Here is a 17,438-nt window from a genome sequence, read left to right on the forward strand (position 1 = left end):
AATAAAATGAGTTAGAACGCGTTATTAGCTTAATGGGACAGAAAAAATATTTCCACATTTTGGTTGCAATCCTCTTGCTGGCCGCATGCGAAGACAAAGACGCATTCACGACTTCGCAGTCGGATTTACTTTCGTTTTCCGTAGATACGGTTCGGATAGACACCGTCTTCAGCAATATACCCTCAAGCACCCGCTCTTTTTGGGTCTTTAATCATTCCAGCGCAGGTATACGCTGTTCAAGTATTCGGCTTGAAAAGGGAAATCAAAGTGGATTTCGGGTGAATGTCGACGGCACTTATTTAAGTTCGGCAAGCGGCTATCAATCGCAGGATGTGGAAATTCGGGCTGGCGATAGCATCCGTGTCTATGTAGAGCTAACGGCTCCGCGGCAACATGCAAACGGCCCTCAGAAGCTCGAAGAGAATCTGCTCTTTAATCTGGAAAGCGGAGCCGTACAGAAACTTTGCTTATCCGGATGGGCATGGGACGCTGCTTTGTGGCGGGATGTGGTGGTTACGGAAGACTCGCTCATCTCTTCAGCAACCCCAATTGTTGTCCAAGGAGGTATTGTGATCAATAAAGGCGCGACTTTGACCATAGCTTCGGGAACAACCCTTTATTTTGCCAATGCTGCGGGTATACAGGTCAATGGTACTTTAAAAACCGAAGGAACGGCAGCGCGTCCTGTGATTTTGCGGGGCGACCGTATTGACAGAATGTTTGATTATCTGCCCTATGATCGGGTTTCCGGGCAGTGGAGAGGCATTCGTTTTGGTGCCGATTCCAAAGGTAATGAACTGAAATATACCGATCTCCATGGTGCTTTCGACGGCATCGTGGCCGATTCCTCGCAAGTGGATCTCGAGAAGCTACATGTCTTTGCTTCGACCATCCACAATTGTCAGGGGGTGGGGGTGCAGTTAAACCACTGTAAAGCACGGATAGAGAACACCCAGATATCCAATACATTGAAGTCCTGTCTTGAGGTAAACGGAGGCGATGTGGCTGTAAACGGCTGTACGCTCGCCCAGTTTTATCCGTTCGACACCAACCGGGGAGCGGCTATAAAGTTCAGGGCTCCCTTGCAGAACCTTCTCTGTCAGAACTCTCTCATTACCGGCTATGCCGACGATGTGTTGCTGGGAGAGCCGGGCGAGGTGTTCAACTATCAGTTTGAGAACTGTATAATCCGTACCCCGGAGATAACGGGAGAGGAGAGCATGAGGTTCTCCAATGTTTTGTTTGAAGATCCTAAGGATACCGTTGCGACGGGGAAGAAACATTTCACGAGATTTGATATTGAGAACCTCGTCTATGATTTTCAACTTGATGCAGTATCGCCGGCCATAGGGAAGGGCAATGCCGCGACATCGCTTCCTACGGATCGCAACGGGCGTATACGGGATGATAAGCCCGACATAGGTGCGTTTGAAAGGGAGTAGCATTCTCTTTGATGCCCCTAAATGATATGGAAACTAAAAACCAAGAGATATGAAGGACATTAAACTTGAAATCAATATTCAGTATTGCCAGGTTGATGAACTGAGCGAAGAAGACCGCGAGCTCGTGACGGTGGCGAAGGAGGCCACGCAGAACAGTTATGCAAAGTATAGCCATTTCTGCGTCGGTGCGGCAATCCGATTAGGAGATGGTCGGATTATAAAAGGTGCCAATCAAGAGAATGCCGCATTCCCTTCTGGTTTGTGCGCGGAACGAACGGCTGTCTTTGCTGCTCAGGCCAATTATCCGGAACAGCCGATTACGACGCTGGCCATTGCCGCCAAGAATGAGTATGGTTTTACGGGCGAGCCTGTTACGCCGTGCGGGTCATGCCGGCAGGTGATGCTTGAAATAGAGGATCGTTATCAGCAGCCGGTCAAGATTCTGCTTTATGGAACCCATGGAGTCTATGCCTTGAAGAGTATAAAGGACTTGATGCCCCTCTGTTTCGTAGACGAAAACATGCACAAGTAAACTCGTTGATTTTCAAGGAATGGCATCCTCGAAAGTAAAAGGCGGCTAAAAGGTGAGTAAAAGACCGTTATCTACTCGCCTTTTAACGGCCTTTTACTCACCTTTTAGCCGCCTTTTACCCAATAGTTTGCGGTAAAAATCTAAATTATTGATTATCAGTTGATTGCAAAACAGGTGTTCTGCGTTCGAGATTCTGCTAAAAACCTCATCCATGCTTCTTGCTGTCCATGCTTGACCGGCATCCTTCATGGGAGATTGGAAGATATGTCTATTGAAGGGCAAAGTCGTGGAATTCCATCAGGGTAGACATCTCTTGCTGATAGTAAATGCAATACTGGCCTTTCGGTAAGCCTTTGAGATCAAATCGGTAGAGGGTGCCCGACACGGGTTTCAGCCATAAATCTATTACCTCCTTAGGTTTTTGCGTAATTCCAAATGGGGAGGCCGACCATATCGTCATACTGCGTTTTCCTTTCTTTGGTGTGAGTTTTGCCAGCCTGAAGTAGTGAGAGTTGAGTTGCAGAGTATCCAATATCTCCACATAGATGAAGTCGGCATCATGCACGACGGTCGATGCCTGGCCGCCTTTGAATACGATTTTTGCCTTGTGCAGCATGAAGCCAGTCATCAAGTCATCGTACTCTGGATTGGCAGGAATTTCCATCCGGGTGCTGTCCGAGTGGTAGCAGAATAACTTGAAAAGAGCCTCGTTTACCACTTCCTGCGCCGAGGCGGAGGCAAGGCAACTTACGGCTATTAAACTGAATAGAAGTCTGACCGTTCTCATTCCTTAAGATTCACATTTTATCGGATGTCTTTTCACAGGGTTCCTTTGGTTGTCGGGAGCTCAAAGTGGTAGATGTCTCTCCTGACGGCCATCTTTAGTGCCCTTGCCAGAGCTTTGAAGATGCCCTCTATCTTGTGGTGCTCATTGGTTCCCTCAGCCTTGATATTGAGGTTCATCCTGGCTGCGTCGCTCAAGCTTTTGAAGAAATGGAGGAACATTTCGGTAGGCATTTCCCCGATTTTCTCACGATGGAATTCCGCGTCCCACACAAGCCATGGGCGTCCTCCGAAATCCAGGGCAACCTGGCAGAGGCTGTCGTCCATGGGAAGGCAGTAGCCATACCGCTCAATGCCTCGTTTGTCTCCGAGAGCCTTGAGCAGGCATTCTCCTAATGCCAAGGCGGTGTCTTCTATGGTGTGATGTTCGTCTACACAGAGATCGCCTTTGCAGCGGATGGTGAGATCCATCATGCCGTGCCTGCCTATTTGCTCCAACATGTGGTCGAAAAAGCCAAGTCCGGTTGAGATGTCGCATTTCCCCGTTCCGTCAACATTGAGCCTTACTGAGATATCAGTTTCCTTGGTCGTTCTCCTGACTTCGGCTATGCGTTCTCCCGCAAACAATATCTCCGCGATTCTTTCCCAGTCCATGCCTTCTTTCCCTAATATCAAAGACTTGCATCCAAGGTTGTTGGCCAATTCTGCATCGGTATCCCTGTCGCCTATGACATAGCTGTTTTTGAGATCATAGGCCTCGTTTCCGATATAGTCCTTCAGCATTCCCGTTCCGGGTTTCCGCATCGGAGAATTGTCTTCCGGGCGATGGCGGTCTATCAAGATTTCGTCGAATGTGATGCCTTCTCCTTCGAGTGACTGGAGCAGGAAGTTATGAACAGGCCAGAAGGTTGCTTCCGGATAGGATGCGGTTCCGAGCCCGTCCTGATTGCTCACCATCACGAACTTGAAGTCAAGGTGCTCTCGTAGGAAGCTCAGGTTGCGGAACATCCCCTTCACGAACTTTAGTTTTTCGAAGGAGTCTATTTGCTCGTCTTGGGGCTCTTCGATGAGTGTGCCGTCACGGTCTATAAACAGGCATCTTGTGGGTTTCATGTCTTATTCGATTTCGTTCTCGTTTTTGTTGTTATTGGCGATGGCCTTTTCTTTGGCAGCCTTCAGGGCAAGGTCTTTGGCTTCCACGCTTCCATAGGTATAATAGGCGATGAAGAATGTCCATACCAGAATGAAGCACAACAGAAACATGGTTATAAGTACGGTTGCCATCAGTAGCCAGACGAAGTATCCGGGTGCCCCGTTCGGGTCTCCGGCAAGCAAGCCCAGTTGATTCATGATTTGCGCGGATGAGATGATTATCAGGGGAATGAAAGCTATGAAGCATGCTACAATGGTGAGCAGCACCCCGACAAAATAGGTGATGAACTGAAATCCCCAATGGCGGAAGCCCGTTCCGTATCCCTTTCGGAATATCTCCGAGAACCTGGTCTTATGGTCTATCTGGTATCTCACCGTGGAGAAAACGAACGGCAATGTGAATATGCAGAAAAGTATGAAGATGGCGAAGGCCGAGATATGTCCGGCGGTGAGGGCGTGTTCCGGCGAGGTAATCTTAGACGAAGCGAGGATACTTGCCACGAAAGAAGTGCCGAAGTTGATGATAAAGATGCTGATAGTCGTTATAATGAGTTCGGCTCCTACCACCATTATGGCCCTGAAGATGTTCTTCTTCAGTATGGAGCCGTTGAGCATCGAAGCTATTGCGCCTGTCAGCCAGATACTTGCGATAACGGTAAGGAGGTAGCTTGCTGATATCAGAATCGTGGCGACAAGCGGGTGGGCGTGCCCCCAGTCGTTGATACCTTTGTCGGGAATATACAGCATGAACGACAAGGTCAGCATGATGGCATTTGCCAATGCCGGCAGCCATAGTCTCTTGAATATGGTTTTGATATTCGTGGTAAGCAGCATGTAGGCCGCCCTGATACAGGCAGAAGTGCTCTTGTTGGTGTATAGTTCTGTTTCCATGATTGGTTTACTTGTTTCTTCTGAATTCGCTGCAGGTGATTGCCGTCGCTATGGCTACATTCAGGCTTTCGGCTGTCTCGCGCCCTTCCGGGAAATTGGGAATGAGTAGCTTGCGGTTGATTTTCTCTCTGATTTCTGGAGAAATACCGTTCCCTTCGTTCCCCATGACAACGAGTCCTTTCTCAGAGAGAGCTTCGTGGTAGATGTTGTTTCCGCCAAGAAAGGTCCCGTAAACGGGGAAATCTTCGGGGAGCGAATCGATGAGTTCTTTTAAATCGGTGTAAGACACATGTACTCGCGCTATGCTTCCCATCGTGGCTTGTATAACTTTAGGATTATAGACATCGGCTGTGTCTGTGCTGCAATATATCTGGGAGATGCCGAACCAGTCGGCTATTCGGATGATGGTACCGAGATTCCCCGGGTCTTGTACGCCATCCAAGGCAAGAGAAAGATCGTTGACAGCAAGTGCGGGGGTAGCTCCTTCAAACATCGGGAATATCGCCAGCACTTCCTGAGGATGTTGCAGGAAGCTGGTTTTCCGTAATTCCTCCTCGGTAACTTCCAGATGCTCGTCAGCCGCAAAGTCAGTTTTTTTCCAGACGGAGGTATGCACTATAAGCTTCGCAGGGCGGCTTTTCAACAATTCGCCTACGACTTTGGGGCCTTCAGCTACGAATACTCGCTCTTGTTGGCGGTTTTTTTTCTGCCCCAACGAACGAATGTATTTTATTTTGGCTTTGCTGAGCATATCCATTATTTTCTTGCAAAGATAGCAATAATTCTTATTTTTTCCTTACCTTTGTGCAATAATTTAGAGTGTTTTGAAATTTATTAAATCATATATATGCTTTTTATTGGTGCTCCTTCTTGTTGCATGTAGTACCTCGAAATTTATTCCAGATAAGCAATATTTTCTGGAGAAAGTAGAAATAAAATCAGATGAAAAAGGTTTTGACGCCGCATTGTTAGAGCCATATATTCGTCAAAAGGCAAATTCTAAATGGTTTTCGCTTTTCAAGATTCCGTTAGGGACATATGCTCTTTCCGGGCGAGACACTACTAAATGGATAAACCGGACGCTTCAGAAAATCGGAGAAGAACCTGTCATCTTTGATACTTTACAGGCTGCATTGACGCTGCACGACCTGCACACAGCCCTACAGAACATGGGCTATATACATTCGTCTGTAAACCTGGAGAAGAAAATAAAGGGAAAGAAACTTACGGCAATCTATACACTTCATCCAGGCGAGCCCTATTATATCCATTCGATAAAATACGATATTCAGGATAAAAACATAGAGAGAATCTTGCAAATAGACAATCGGCTGGGGGCAGGTTTGAAGGCAGGATCTCAATTTACGGTTGACAAACTGGATGCAGAGCGTAGCCGTATCACGGGTATTCTGATGGATAATGGCTATTATAAATTCCATAAGGATTATATTCACTATAGTGCAGACAGTGCCAGGAATAGCAATGATATTAATCTTACTTTGCATTTAGCGCAGTATCGCGCAAATGACACCTCACTGCTAAGAGATCACCCCCAGTACCGGATTCGTAGAATTCGTTACCGAGGTAATGATAGTACTGGCCTGCATCTGCGCAATTCAGTATTGGAGTATAATACGGCATTTAGAGAAGGAAGGGCTTTTCGCTCGTCAGACCTGCAACGCACTTATAATAACTTCGGCAGGCTGGGAGCCGTCCGCTATACAAATATCAATTTCACAGAGATTCCTGATAGCAATCTGTTGGACTGTGATATACAGTTGAGTATGAATAAGCCTTCGACGATTTCTTTCCAGCCCGAGGGTACCAATACTGCAGGAGATTTGGGAGCGGCGGCATCCCTCACTTATACCAACCGGAATATTTTCCACGGTTCGGAATTACTGTCCATTGAGCTGCGTGGAGCTTTTGAAGCCATCACGGGATTGGAAGGCTATGCCGACCAGGACTATCAGGAATATGGCATAGAGACAAAGTTGTCTTTCCCTCGTTTTGTCGCACCTTTCTTAAGCAAGGACTTCCGTCGTCGTAGCCAGGCCGTATCGGAGCTTTCCTTTAGCTGGAACCTCCAGAACCGACCGGAATTTCATCGTCGCGTCTTTTCTGCGGGATGGCGTTATAGATGGTCTAATCCTCGTCGGCATACATCCTATCGCTTTGATCTGTTAGACCTTAATTATGTCTACATGCCATGGATTAGCGAGACATTCAAGCATGACTATCTGGATAGTGTAAGTAATCGAAATGCCATTCTGCGCTATAATTACGAAGACTTATTTATTATGAAGGCTGGCTTTGGCCTCACTTATAGTGATAGCAAGAATGCTTTTCGTGCAAATGTTGAGACGGCAGGTAATCTACTGGGAGGACTGGCGCATGTGGTGGGATTTAAGAAGAAGGAAAACGGGCAATATACATTATTTAATATTGCCTATGCCCAATATGTAAAACTTGATCTCGACTATACTCGGTTGCTGCAGTTTGATTCACGGAACTCTTTGGCTATGCATGCGGGATTTGGTATTGCCTATCCTTATGGTAATAGTGATGTCCTGCCATTTGAGAAGCGGTATTTCTCAGGGGGAGCAAATTCTGTTAGAGGATGGGGAGTCCGGGAGTTGGGTCCGGGCAAGTTTCGTGGAACCGACGGTAGGATAGACTTCATCAATCAGACTGGCGATATGAAGTTGGACTTGAACTTGGAATATCGCACATTCCTGTTTTGGAAGCTCAACGGTGCTGTTTTTGTTGATGCGGGAAATATCTGGACGCTTCGTAATTATGAAGAGCAGCCTGGCGGACAGTTTAAGCTGGATGAGTTTTACAAGCAGATTGCCGTTGCTTACGGTTTTGGACTAAGGTTGAACTTTGGCTATTTCATATTGCGGCTTGATGCCGGCATGAAAGCTATCAATCCTGCCTATGAGACTTCACGGGAACATTATGTGATATTCCATCCGAAGTTCAGTCGTGATTTTTCTTTTCACTTTGCGGTAGGCCTTCCATTTTAATCTTCCATTTGCCATTCTCCCTGACAGCTTTCATTTCAAAGGCTGCATGGTCGATGAAGTGTCCCACCTGTCCGATGGTGTCCAGTTGCAGGAAGTTCTTCGCGAGAAGGCGTATATGCGCACATGAGTCATTTTCTTCAATCGTGATGTTGTCCAATTCGTGGGTGGCGCCTTCTGTTTGCGCATGGAGGGTGTCTATATCCACTTGATGCATTTGCGAGGCCGCATAGTAAAGCCATTTCTGAGAATCGTTGGTTACGAAAGGCATGGCCTCTTTGTATTGGCAGTTGAAATAGTGTACGGCAAAAGAATCAACGACGGCTTCAAGTTTGCTTTCATTTTGATTGTTGCCGCAGGAGGCAAAGAGTGTTAGACAAACAGCTATTATAGAAAGATTAATTTTCATCTCTAAACATTAAATTTGGACAAAGGTAAAGAAATAATTTTGTAATCTCGCCTTTTTATGTTACTTTTGTTTTAAAATTCAAAACGGCATGCTGAGATTCATTTCTTTTGGAAGTGGTAGCAGTGGCAATTGTTATTATTTATATACTGATAATGACGGTTTGTTGATAGATGTGGGGATTGGGGTGAGACTCCTCAAGAAGAGCTTCCATAACTATGGAGTACCACAGAATGTGCACCATATACTTATCACCCATGATCATGCTGATCATGTGAAATCCGTCGGAAGTTTTAGTCGGGATTTTAAGTTGCCAGTTTATGCGACCTCAAAAGTGCATAGAGGCATAGAGCAGAACTGTTGTGTAAGGTGTAAGATATTGCCGGAGTACAAGAAGGAAATAGAGCCCAATGTGCCGTTGGTCCTTGGTGATTTTAAGATCATGCCTTTTCATGTTCCCCATGACAGTCAGGATTGTGTGGGATATCAAGTTGAGTCGGAAGGTATCGTATTTGTTTTAATGACAGATGTCGGACATGTTACTGACGAGATGAAGAATCTTATCGGTTCGGCAAACTATTTGGTCCTTGAGGCTAACCACGATGATGAAATGCTGAGGAACGGCCCGTATCCGGAACATCTTAAGAGTCGGATTAAGAGTAAGATTGGCCATCTGAGCAACAGGGAGTGTGGAGTAGCTTTGGCAGAGAATGCGACGCCTAATTTGAAGCATGTCTGGCTTTGTCATTTAAGCGAAGAGAACAATCATCCGGAGTTGGCACGAAAGACCATCGAGCAGGTTCTTCGCGGTTATGGTATTATTGCGGGGGCTGATTTTAAGCTTGATGTCTTGAAGCGTAAAGTTCCTTCAGAGATTCAGGAATTGATATAGTATCCCGCCTTATATAGTTTGAGCAGCAGCAGGGACCCTTTCCCTTCGCACAGTCTCTTTCTCCATTTGTTATGGGATTTCTTATAGAGTGAGTTGATAACCCCTCTCATGTGGTATTTCCTTAACCTTTCCGTGAATAGGATAATGTGGGAGTAGTCATGGAGTTCTTTCTGGTGTGCCTTAAGTGTCCGGAGACTCTCTTCAGTTTTGGCAATGAAGTCGCAGTTTCTTTCAAACTTTGAGAACCCCACGGAGTTGTTGATGTGTGTAATCTTTATCCCGGCATCCTTGAGCTGTTTGCCGTATGCAACATCTTCATATCCATATCCCCTATAATTGGTATCTAACGGATGCTCAAGCATGAGCGACCTTAGAATCATGAAATTGGATGTATGAAAGTCAAGATTGGGGCGCTCCCTGCGTTTCCTGCAGGTATGCATTCTCTCTGAAGCCCTTTCGTATTGGAAACGGAGGTTATGCATCTCTTCCCCAATGATTTTATAGCCGCCGTATACCACCACCTCGTAATTCTTGGTGTTGAGATATTGTATAAGGAAGTGGGAGTTGATAATCGTCATGTCGCTGTCAATGAAGAGCAACCATTCATTCTTGGCTTCTTGTGCCAGGAAGTTGCGTATGGCAGCTCTGCCTACATTTTCTCTCCTTATTATATATCTGCAGTTGCTCATGTTGCTGATCATTCTGTTACCGGCAATGACGGCTCCTTCTGTGGATCCGTCATCCGCTACGATGACTTCATAGTCCAAATTTTTTATGGACGAAGCCTGCTCGACCAGGCTCTTTACGAGCTCTGTGCAATGGTCGTTTCGGGTCGGGATGAGTATCGACAGCGATTTTTTCATTTCGTTCTTACAGTTTTGCTTTCAGGTATTTCCCGGTCAGGCTTTGTGGGCATGCCGCCACGGTCTCCGGAGTTCCTGCGCATACCAGGCTGCCCCCCTTGTCGCCGCCTTCAGGGCCCAGGTCGATTACCCAGTCTGCGCATTTTATGATGTCCATGTTGTGTTCGATAATCAGGATACTGTGTCCTCTTTCGATGAGGGCATTGAAGGCATGCAGCAGTCGTTTGATATCGTGGAAATGCAGTCCCGTTGTGGGTTCGTCAAAAATAAAGAGCGATGTATCCGTTTGTTCCTGACCTATGAAATAAGCCAGTTTTACCCGTTGATTCTCACCACCGGAAAGGGTAGACGAACTCTGTCCCAGCTTAATGTATCCCAGACCAACTTCTTCGAGGGGCTTCAGTCGGTTGACAATGAGCCTTTGTTTGTATTTTCCAAAGAATTCAATGGCCTCGGAAACGGTCATGTTCAGCACATCGTTGATATTCTTCTCGTGGAAACGCACATCGAGGATGTCTTTCTTGAACCGCTGTCCATGGCAAGCCTCACATTCCAAGACAAGGTCTGCCATAAATTGCATCTCCACCGTGATGACGCCGGCTCCGTTGCATTCCTCGCATCGCCCGCCTTCTGCGTTGAAGGAGAAGTATTGTGCGGTGAACCCCAACTGCTTCGCGAGGGGTTGTTCGGCAAATAGCTGACGGATGGCATCATAGGCCTTCACATAGGTGGCCGGATTGGAACGGGTTGATTTGCCGATAGGGTTCTGGTCTACGAACTCCACATGCCTTACCTCTTTCCAGTCTCCCTCCAGTCCGAGATGTTCTCCCGGCGTATCGGCCACTTCATCGAGGTGGCGTTTCAGGGCAGGGTATAGGATGCCTTTCACCAAGGAGCTCTTGCCCGATCCGGACACTCCTGTTACCACAGTCAGCACATTCAGCGGTATTTCCACATCAATGCCTTTGAGGTTGTTCATTCTTGCGCCCTTCACCTTGATGGCCATGTTCCAGGAACGCCGTGATTTTGGGGTCTCTATCATTTCCTCTCCCGTGAGGTATTTTACGGTATAGGAATTCGGAAACTCCTTGACCGTGGCCTTGGAAAGCTTGTCGGTATCTCCCTGGAAAACGATTTCCCCGCCCAGCCGGCCGGCGTCCGGACCCACATCTATCAGATAGTCCGCGGTGCGCATGATTTCTTCGTCATGCTCAACCACTATGACTGTATTGCCAAGACTTTGCAGTTCCTTGAGTACATGGATGAGTCGGTTGGTGTCCCGGCTGTGCAGTCCGATGCTCGGCTCGTCAAGAATGTAGAGCGAGCCCACAAGCGAACTTCCCAGGGAGGTTGTCAGGTTTATGCGCTGGCTTTCACCTCCAGAAAGCGTGTTCGATTGCCTGTTAAGCGTCAGGTATCCCAATCCGACCTCAGAGAGAAAAAGAAGTCGGTTCTTGATTTCCGCAAGAAGTCGTTTGCTTACTTCCGCGTCATGCTCGTCTAATTGGAGATGGTCGAACCAGTCTTTAAGGTTTACGACGGGCATCTGCACTAAGTCGTTGATGCTCCGGCCGTTAATCTTAACCCAGGTTGCTTCTTTCTTCAGCCGGGTTCCATGGCAGTCGGGACAAGTTGTCTTGCCCCGGTAGCGGCTCATCATTACGCGATACTGAATCTTATACTGGTTTTCCTTCACCATTTGAAAGAAAGAATCAATACATACTTTTTCCCGCAAGTCCAGCTGTTCCTCAGAGGGGAGACCGTGCCAGAGCATGTCTTTCTCCGTCTGCGACAATTCCAGATAGGGTTTGAAGATAGGGAAATCATCAGCTTGCGCCTTTCTGCAGAACTCTGTCTGCCACATGCCCATCTTTTCCCCGTGCCAGCACTGCACACAGCCGTCATATACGCTAAGTGTAGAATTGGGTATCACGAGCTTCTCATCGATGCCGATTATACTGCCGAAGCCCTCACAGGTGGGACAGGCTCCTAAGGGCGAGTTGAACGAAAACATGTTGTCGTTGGGTTCCTCGAATTTCATTCCGTCGGCTTCAAACCGGTCGGAGAAGTCGAAGGTGAGGTTGGATGGCAGGAAGATGAGCCGGCACATGCCGTCTCCCTCATACATGGCCGTCTCTGCGGAATCCACCAACCGGGCTATCTCGTCTTTCTCTTCGGAGACGCTCAGGCGGTCGATGACGAGGAAGAGGTCGGTCTCCGTGCGCTTCTCTGCCAGAAAATCGTCTATGCGCACCACTTCTCCGTTCACGAAGACACGGGAGTATCCCTGCTGGAAATCCATTTCCAGTTGTTTCTCCAGATTTCTCCCCTCTGCGATGCGCAACGGTGCGAGCACCATAAACCGTGTACCTTTTGAGAACTGCCGGGCGCATTGTATGATGTCTTCTGTGGAATGCTTTTTCACTTCTTGTCCGCTGACGGGCGAGTAGGTCTTGCCGATGCGTGCGAAGAGGAGGCGCAGATATTCATAGATCTCCGTGGAAGTGCCTACCGTGGAACGGGGATTGCGCGAGATTACCTTTTGCTCAATGGCGATGGCAGGCGGCAGTCCCTTGATGAAATCGCACTCCGGCTTGCTCATTCGGCCGAGAAACTGGCGGGCATAGCTTGACAGCGACTCCACATAGCGACGCTGTCCTTCGGCATAGAGGGTGTCGAAGGCAAGCGAACTCTTTCCCGAGCCGCTGACTCCGGCAATGACGATGAACTTGTCGCGAGGGATTTTCAGGCTGATATTTTTCAGGTTGTTAACCCTTGCGCCTTTGATTTCTATATATTTATCTTCCATCTTGATTATTTTTGCTTGTTGCCTACAGGCTTCATGAAAGGCCTGTCAGGATTTGTCTTTGAAGGTGTTGCCGATGGAGCGGGCTGTGTTTCCGCCGGGGATCCGGTTGGAGTTTCTTCTTCCATAAGCTCGGTGGGGTCATAGGGCATTACCATGAAGTCATACCATTGGCGGGCTTTCCGCTCTGAGCGTTCCGACAGCTTCCCCGTGAGATACTGCTCTGTCATGAGCTGGGCGAGTGGGGCGGCAAGGTCGGCACCGAAGCCCGCATTCTCTACATATACGCATACGGCAATCTTCGGGGCGTCCATGGGTGCATAGCCGATGAACACCGAATGGTCTTCTCCCGGATTCTCGGCTGTCCCGGTCTTGCCGCAAATCTGCCAGTCCGGATGCCGGATGGTCGTTGCGGTTCCTGTTGTAACGGCCTTGCGCATGCCTTCCCGTACCAGGTCGAATGCCTCCGGAGAGGCTGCTGACAGGTGGCGGGTCGTGTAGGTGGTGTCCACATTCTTGCGGATATGGGGAATATAATAGTATCCCTTGTTCGCAATGATTGCGGCGAGGTTGCAGAGTTGGAGCGGGGTGGCAAGCACTTCTCCTTGCCCCATTCCCACCCACATGATGGTGGTCTCGTTCCAACGGCCGTTGTAGAGCCTTTCCAGAATTTCGGAATCCGGCATCTCGCCGCCGGTTTCGCCCTCCATGTCTATGCCCAGAGGCCTTCCGAGGCCGAGGCTCGACATGTATTCTTTCCATTTGTTGATGGCCTCGAGCTTGTTTTTATATTTTGCCCTGTCCTTTATCATGTTCATAAAGGCTTTGCAGAACCATGAGTTGCACGAATGGGCGATGGCTCCGATGAGGTCTTTGGGCGAACTGTGCTTATGGCATCCAATGTGTATGTTGTCTTTCCAGAATCCTTCGCTGCAAGTGAATTTCGAGTCTTTGTTGACGATGCCCTCACTTACGAGTGCCAGTGTCTGCGCCGTCTTGAAGGTGGAGCCGGGGGAGTAGGCCATTCCGATGGCGCGGTTGATGGTGTCGGAGAGGAACGACTTGGACACCAGGCACTTCACTTCGCCCGTTGAGGGCTCAATGGCCACGATGCTTCCCTGTTTGCCTTCGAGCAGCCTTTCGGCCAAAGCCTGCATCTTGTCGTCGAGTGTCAGGCGGCCTGGAGCATGTCCTGTCTGTCCAAGGGAGCAAAGGGCGATGAGCCCTATAGGGAAGAGGGATACAAGTCGTTTCTGTTTCATATATCTTGCAAAGGTACATATAATTTGTGAGAAAATAAAACATGAGGCGGGAATTTGATTTTTGCGTTGTAGAGAGTTGCGGCTGCCAATGCGACAAAATCGCCGATTTTGTCGTACAATCTCGGCGATTTTGCCAGACAATTTCGCCGATTTTGTCAGCCTGTTTGCCGTTGCCGGTTTTGATATAGGTTAATGATTCCGCTTCCTGTAGCTTTATTTTGAATGCGGCATGCCCGCAGTCGGGGTTTTATTCGTAATTTTGCAGTCGTCTAATCGATTGGCAATTAGGAATATGTCGAAGACTCACGAGATGGATATGCTTCACGGGCCGTTGCTGCGCAAGCTGCTGGTCTTTGCGCTGCCTTTTGCGGCAAGCAGCGTGCTTCAGCAGTTGTTTAATACTGCTGATGTGGCTGTGGTGGGGCAGTTCGCGGGCTCCCTCTCGCTTGCAGCCGTGGGTGCGAACACCTTTCTGATAAATCTGATGATCAATTTCTTCGTCGGCATCTCCCTCGGAGCCAATGTGGTCATTGCCAATCATATAGGACAAAACGACAAGGAGCGAATCCGCTATGCCGTTTCTACGAGCATGCTGCTCTCCTTTGTCAGTGGAATCGTTCTGCTCGTGGCAGGTGTAGGTGTCTCTCACCAAATCCTCCAGTGGATGAATACGCCGGAAGATGTACTCCCCCTGGCGGTGGTCTATCTGCGAATCTATTTCCTCGGAGCCCCCTTCATCATGGTCTATAACTTCGGGGCGGCAATCCTGCGAAGTTGTGGTGATACCAAGCGGCCGCTGTATATACTCCTTGTGGCGGGAGTCATCAATGTGGCTCTTAACCTGATTTTCGTTATCGGCCTGAAATGGGGAGTTGCCGGAGTTGCCGTCTCTACCGATATTGCCAATGTCTTCAGTGCCTGCTGCATCGTGTGGCTGTTGCTGAGAGAGCCTGAACCGTTCCGCCTGGAGATGGGGGCGCTTCGTCCGTCGCGTCGCGAACTCACCCGCATTCTTCAGATAGGAGTACCGGCGGGCATACAGACCACCGTCTTTTCCTTCAGCAACATCTTCGTGCAGACAGCCATCAACGGGTATGGGGCGGCGGCGATTGCGGGTGCTTCCGTAGCTCAGAACTTCGACAGCTATTGCTATTTTCTGGTGTCAGCCTTCTGCGGGGCGGCCATGACCTTTATCAGCCAGAACTACGGGGCAGGGAACATTGAGCGCTGTAAGCGCGTTTTTTGGATTTGCCTGCCGTTTGCGGCCGCATCCTGCTTTCTCGGCAACATGCTCTTCTATGGCGGAGCCGACTTTTTCCTCTCCCTTTTCACGGATGATCCGGAGGTGGTCCATTATGCCAAGCTCCGCATGGACTATGTGCTTCTCTTCCAGACGCTTGTCGTCTCGTATGAGGTAACGGCCGCCGCCTTGCGGGGCATGGGCTATTCCATGCAGCCCGCCGTCATCACCATCCTCGGCACCTGTGTGCTCCGGCTTACCTGGATATTCTTCGTCTGCCCGATATTGCCCGGTTACCAGAACCTGATGCTTGTCTATCCGGTGTCTTGGATTCTGACGGGAACGATTATGGTTGTGGCCTACATGGTCTATTCCCGTAGGGCTTTTGCCTTCTTGCGGCAATAGCGGGAAAGCGGTGGAGCGACGGCGGCTTTCCGTCCTATTGGCTGTCTTTCAGCCTAAGAATCGTGAATGAGTATTTTAGAAAAAACATATGGGAAAATTTGCAAGGGTCGGAAAAAGATATTACCTTTGCACTCGCAATCTGAAAAAGCGGGGTGTAGCGCAGTCCGGTAGCGCTCCTGGTTTGGGACCAGGCGGTCGCAGGTTCGAATCCTGTCGCCCCGACAAAGACGAAGCATTGGGCAATTGACTTCCAACTGCCCAATGCTTTTTCCGTTTAAGCGTTTCTGTCAGTTGAGAGTCTATCTCCCTGAAATTTCCATGCCATGGCCGAACAGGGCGAAGTCGCCTCTCAGCGGGTCGTCCTTGAATGTCTTCCGCAATTCCTCTGTCAGCCTGATGGCCGCTGCCATGGTGGCCGACTTGCTGTTCATGAGTTTCAACTTGGCGGCTTCTTCGAGCACATGGGTATCTAAAGGCATGATGAGGGTGCTTTTGTCGATGAATGTCCAAAGGCCCAGATCGACGGGCGAATCCGTCCTCACCATCCACCGGAGATACATACACAGCCGCTTGCAGCACGACTTTGAATCCTTGGGAATCAGATGCTCCACATCGTAATGCCGAAAATAGCGGGTGAGGGCGTCGACGGCTTCAAGGCCTGTGGAGGCGCGGATTCTCACATATCCGCCGATAGAGCCATGCTCCCGGAGCATTTGCCGGATGCCACGGAGCAGCTCACGAATGTGGTGGTGGGTTTGAAGCCTATAGAAGCAGGCGTTGTCATCAGGGATTGCAGCCTGATAGTCTCCGCTCAGGATCCAGTCGTAAGGCCGTCCGTCCGACAAGTCGAGCAGGTATTGAATCCGGGGCATAAAGAGCTTTCTGTTGCCATAACTTAGCGATGAGGCTATCAAGGCAATCGTCTCCTGATTCCTCGTGTCCTCAACCTGATGCATGAACCAGCTGGGATCACCATTCAAAAATGCTGTAGTTTCATAATGTTCTGCTAAAGTAATCAGCCTTTTTTGTGTCTTATCCATCTGTCGAACCTCTTGTTTGTCGTCGCTTCTTATTATCAAGATGCCATGGAGTAATAACGGTTTAATTTAGATTTAATTTTTTGCATTAATTGCAATTTGCGCAAAAATTTCCGTTAAATATTGTTATTTCCTATGTTGGAAATGCAGATTTTAAGAAAATTCCTTAACATCTTCAGATATTTATATTAAATTTGCGATGTTATTTAAAAGAAGATGTTTCGACAAGATTTCTTAATATTCATTTAAACAATATTGTTATGGTAAAAGTTTTACGATTCATGCTGGCATCTCTGTTGTTGCTTTGCTCTACAGGGCTGTCGGCGCAAACTCCCGCAAAGGCTTATTATGGCACAGTTGCAAATATCCGTGGCATAATTTTGTAGTATAGGCCGATATTTTCTTGTTTGATGCTTAAAAGTTCATGAGATGCATTAACTTTGCACCCATGAGTAAGCAAACAGCATTTGATTACAAGATTCTGGCCAGTTACCTTCTTCCCAAAGGTATACTTGAGTTCTTTGACGTGACAGACGTTCGTGAAGACCACACAGGCATTATTGAAGAGACTAGTGATGAGCGTGTCCTTCTCCATATCTATCTTGACGAGAATGACGCTCGTGAAGAAGAGTGGCATGACCTTAAGCCTAATGGTTTCACAGAAAGCCGTCAGGTTAATGACTTTCCTATCCGTGATCACA

14 protein-coding genes, 1 tRNA gene and 1 pseudogene are annotated in these 17,438 nt (G+C 48.4%); 7 read left to right on the forward strand and 9 right to left on the reverse strand.

The window, feature by feature from the left end:
* Positions 1–59 precede the first annotated feature (59 nt).
* Together BM114_RS02715 and cdd are read left to right on the forward strand one after the other, a co-directional pair.
* The gene (locus BM114_RS02715; protein WP_255406404.1) at positions 60–1,442 is read left to right on the forward strand and encodes a choice-of-anchor Q domain-containing protein; all 1,383 of its coding nucleotides are present in this window, start codon (positions 60–62) and stop codon (positions 1,440–1,442) included.
* Positions 1,443–1,491: 49 nt separating this feature from the next.
* Positions 1,492–1,974: a cytidine deaminase gene (gene cdd, locus BM114_RS02720; RefSeq protein ID WP_092110144.1), complete on the forward strand. Its 483-nt coding sequence runs from the start codon at positions 1,492–1,494 to the stop codon at positions 1,972–1,974.
* Positions 1,975–2,242: 268 nt separating this feature from the next.
* On the opposite strand, the gene BM114_RS02725 is transcribed toward cdd, so the two are convergent.
* From BM114_RS02725 to BM114_RS02740, 4 genes are read right to left on the reverse strand one after another with little or no spacing between them, the layout of a single operon-like run.
* On the reverse strand, positions 2,243–2,761 hold the full coding sequence (locus BM114_RS02725) for a hypothetical protein (RefSeq protein WP_143089232.1): 519 nt from the start codon (positions 2,759–2,761) through the stop codon (positions 2,243–2,245).
* 32 nt (positions 2,762–2,793) lie between these two features.
* The gene (hisB, locus tag BM114_RS02730; protein ID WP_092110148.1) at positions 2,794–3,870 is read right to left on the reverse strand and encodes a bifunctional histidinol-phosphatase/imidazoleglycerol-phosphate dehydratase HisB; all 1,077 of its coding nucleotides are present in this window, start codon (positions 3,868–3,870) and stop codon (positions 2,794–2,796) included.
* Between the two features lie 3 nt (positions 3,871–3,873).
* Positions 3,874–4,800, reverse strand: coding sequence for a hypothetical protein (locus BM114_RS02735; protein ID WP_092110150.1), 927 nt, complete (start codon positions 4,798–4,800; stop codon positions 3,874–3,876).
* A gap of 7 nt (positions 4,801–4,807) precedes the next feature.
* Positions 4,808–5,551, reverse strand: coding sequence for an RNA methyltransferase (locus BM114_RS02740; protein WP_092110192.1), 744 nt, complete (start codon positions 5,549–5,551; stop codon positions 4,808–4,810).
* A 418-nt stretch (positions 5,552–5,969) separates the two neighbouring features.
* Between BM114_RS02740 and BM114_RS02745 the strand changes: the two genes are divergently transcribed.
* Positions 5,970–7,829 carry a translocation and assembly module lipoprotein TamL gene (locus tag BM114_RS02745; RefSeq protein ID WP_255406405.1) on the forward strand — a complete coding sequence of 620 codons (1,860 nt, stop codon included), beginning with the start codon at positions 5,970–5,972 and terminating at the stop codon, positions 7,827–7,829.
* On the opposite strand, the gene BM114_RS02750 is transcribed toward BM114_RS02745, so the two are convergent.
* A complete protein-coding gene (locus BM114_RS02750; protein WP_092110152.1) occupies positions 7,783–8,235 on the reverse strand; it encodes a hypothetical protein in 453 nt (150 codons plus the stop codon). The genes BM114_RS02745 and BM114_RS02750 overlap by 47 nt on opposite strands.
* A gap of 88 nt (positions 8,236–8,323) precedes the next feature.
* Between BM114_RS02750 and BM114_RS02755 the strand changes: the two genes are divergently transcribed.
* A complete protein-coding gene (locus BM114_RS02755) occupies positions 8,324–9,124 on the forward strand; it encodes an MBL fold metallo-hydrolase (RefSeq protein ID WP_092110153.1) in 801 nt (266 codons plus the stop codon).
* Here BM114_RS02755 and BM114_RS02760 read toward each other — a convergent pair.
* Genes BM114_RS02760 through BM114_RS02770 form a run of 3 tightly spaced genes read right to left on the reverse strand, consistent with a single transcriptional unit; the run spans position 9,109 to position 14,055 of the window.
* Positions 9,109–9,987: a glycosyltransferase family 2 protein gene (locus BM114_RS02760; RefSeq protein WP_092110155.1), complete on the reverse strand. Its 879-nt coding sequence runs from the start codon at positions 9,985–9,987 to the stop codon at positions 9,109–9,111. The two genes, BM114_RS02755 and BM114_RS02760, sit on opposite strands and share 16 nt — an antisense overlap.
* Positions 9,988–9,994: 7 nt before the next feature.
* Positions 9,995–12,796, reverse strand: a complete 2,802-nt coding sequence (uvrA, locus tag BM114_RS02765; protein WP_092110157.1) for an excinuclease ABC subunit UvrA — start codon at positions 12,794–12,796, stop codon at positions 9,995–9,997.
* Positions 12,797–12,801: 5 nt separating this feature from the next.
* The gene (locus BM114_RS02770) at positions 12,802–14,055 is read right to left on the reverse strand and encodes a peptidoglycan D,D-transpeptidase FtsI family protein (RefSeq protein WP_092110159.1); all 1,254 of its coding nucleotides are present in this window, start codon (positions 14,053–14,055) and stop codon (positions 12,802–12,804) included.
* Between the two features lie 292 nt (positions 14,056–14,347).
* Between BM114_RS02770 and BM114_RS02775 the strand changes: the two genes are divergently transcribed.
* Together BM114_RS02775 and BM114_RS02780 are read left to right on the forward strand one after the other, a co-directional pair.
* Entirely contained in the window at positions 14,348–15,700 is a 1,353-nt protein-coding gene (locus BM114_RS02775) for an MATE family efflux transporter (protein WP_177207024.1), read from the forward strand.
* 148 nt (positions 15,701–15,848) lie between these two features.
* Positions 15,849–15,922: transfer RNA gene (locus tag BM114_RS02780), tRNA-Pro, on the forward strand.
* Positions 15,923–15,999: 77 nt separating this feature from the next.
* Here BM114_RS02780 and BM114_RS02785 read toward each other — a convergent pair.
* Positions 16,000–16,740, reverse strand: coding sequence for a TIGR02757 family protein (locus tag BM114_RS02785; RefSeq protein WP_092110198.1), 741 nt, complete (start codon positions 16,738–16,740; stop codon positions 16,000–16,002).
* 445 nt (positions 16,741–17,185) lie between these two features.
* Here BM114_RS02785 and BM114_RS02790 point away from each other — a divergent pair.
* Positions 17,186–17,438 (forward strand): annotated as a pseudogene (locus BM114_RS02790) (DDE transposase); the annotation flags it as partial.

The organism is Prevotella sp. KH2C16 (assembly GCF_900113305.1).
In the GTDB taxonomy this organism is placed as follows: Bacteria; Bacteroidota; Bacteroidia; order Bacteroidales; family Bacteroidaceae; genus Prevotella.

Bases quoted from the DNA above. Each gene is read 5' to 3' on its own strand.
- BM114_RS02740 (WP_092110192.1), bottom strand. From the start codon at position 5,551: ATGCTCAGCAAAGCCAAAATAAAATACATTCGTTCGTTGGGGCAGAAA.
- uvrA (WP_092110157.1), bottom strand. From the start codon at position 12,796: ATGGAAGATAAATATATAGAAATCAAAGGCGCAAGGGTTAACAACCTG.
- BM114_RS02760 (WP_092110155.1), bottom strand. From the start codon at position 9,987: ATGAAAAAATCGCTGTCGATACTCATCCCGACCCGAAACGACCATTGC.
- hisB (WP_092110148.1), bottom strand. From the start codon at position 3,870: ATGAAACCCACAAGATGCCTGTTTATAGACCGTGACGGCACACTCATC.
- BM114_RS02745 (WP_255406405.1), top strand. From the start codon at position 5,970: ATGGGCTATATACATTCGTCTGTAAACCTGGAGAAGAAAATAAAGGGA.
- cdd (WP_092110144.1), top strand. From the start codon at position 1,492: ATGAAGGACATTAAACTTGAAATCAATATTCAGTATTGCCAGGTTGAT.
- BM114_RS02785 (WP_092110198.1), bottom strand. From the start codon at position 16,740: ATGGATAAGACACAAAAAAGGCTGATTACTTTAGCAGAACATTATGAA.
- BM114_RS02770 (WP_092110159.1), bottom strand. From the start codon at position 14,055: ATGAAACAGAAACGACTTGTATCCCTCTTCCCTATAGGGCTCATCGCC.
- BM114_RS02775 (WP_177207024.1), top strand. From the start codon at position 14,348: ATGTCGAAGACTCACGAGATGGATATGCTTCACGGGCCGTTGCTGCGC.
- BM114_RS02735 (WP_092110150.1), bottom strand. From the start codon at position 4,800: ATGGAAACAGAACTATACACCAACAAGAGCACTTCTGCCTGTATCAGG.
- BM114_RS02755 (WP_092110153.1), top strand. From the start codon at position 8,324: ATGCTGAGATTCATTTCTTTTGGAAGTGGTAGCAGTGGCAATTGTTAT.
- BM114_RS02750 (WP_092110152.1), bottom strand. From the start codon at position 8,235: ATGAAAATTAATCTTTCTATAATAGCTGTTTGTCTAACACTCTTTGCC.
- BM114_RS02725 (WP_143089232.1), bottom strand. From the start codon at position 2,761: ATGAGAACGGTCAGACTTCTATTCAGTTTAATAGCCGTAAGTTGCCTT.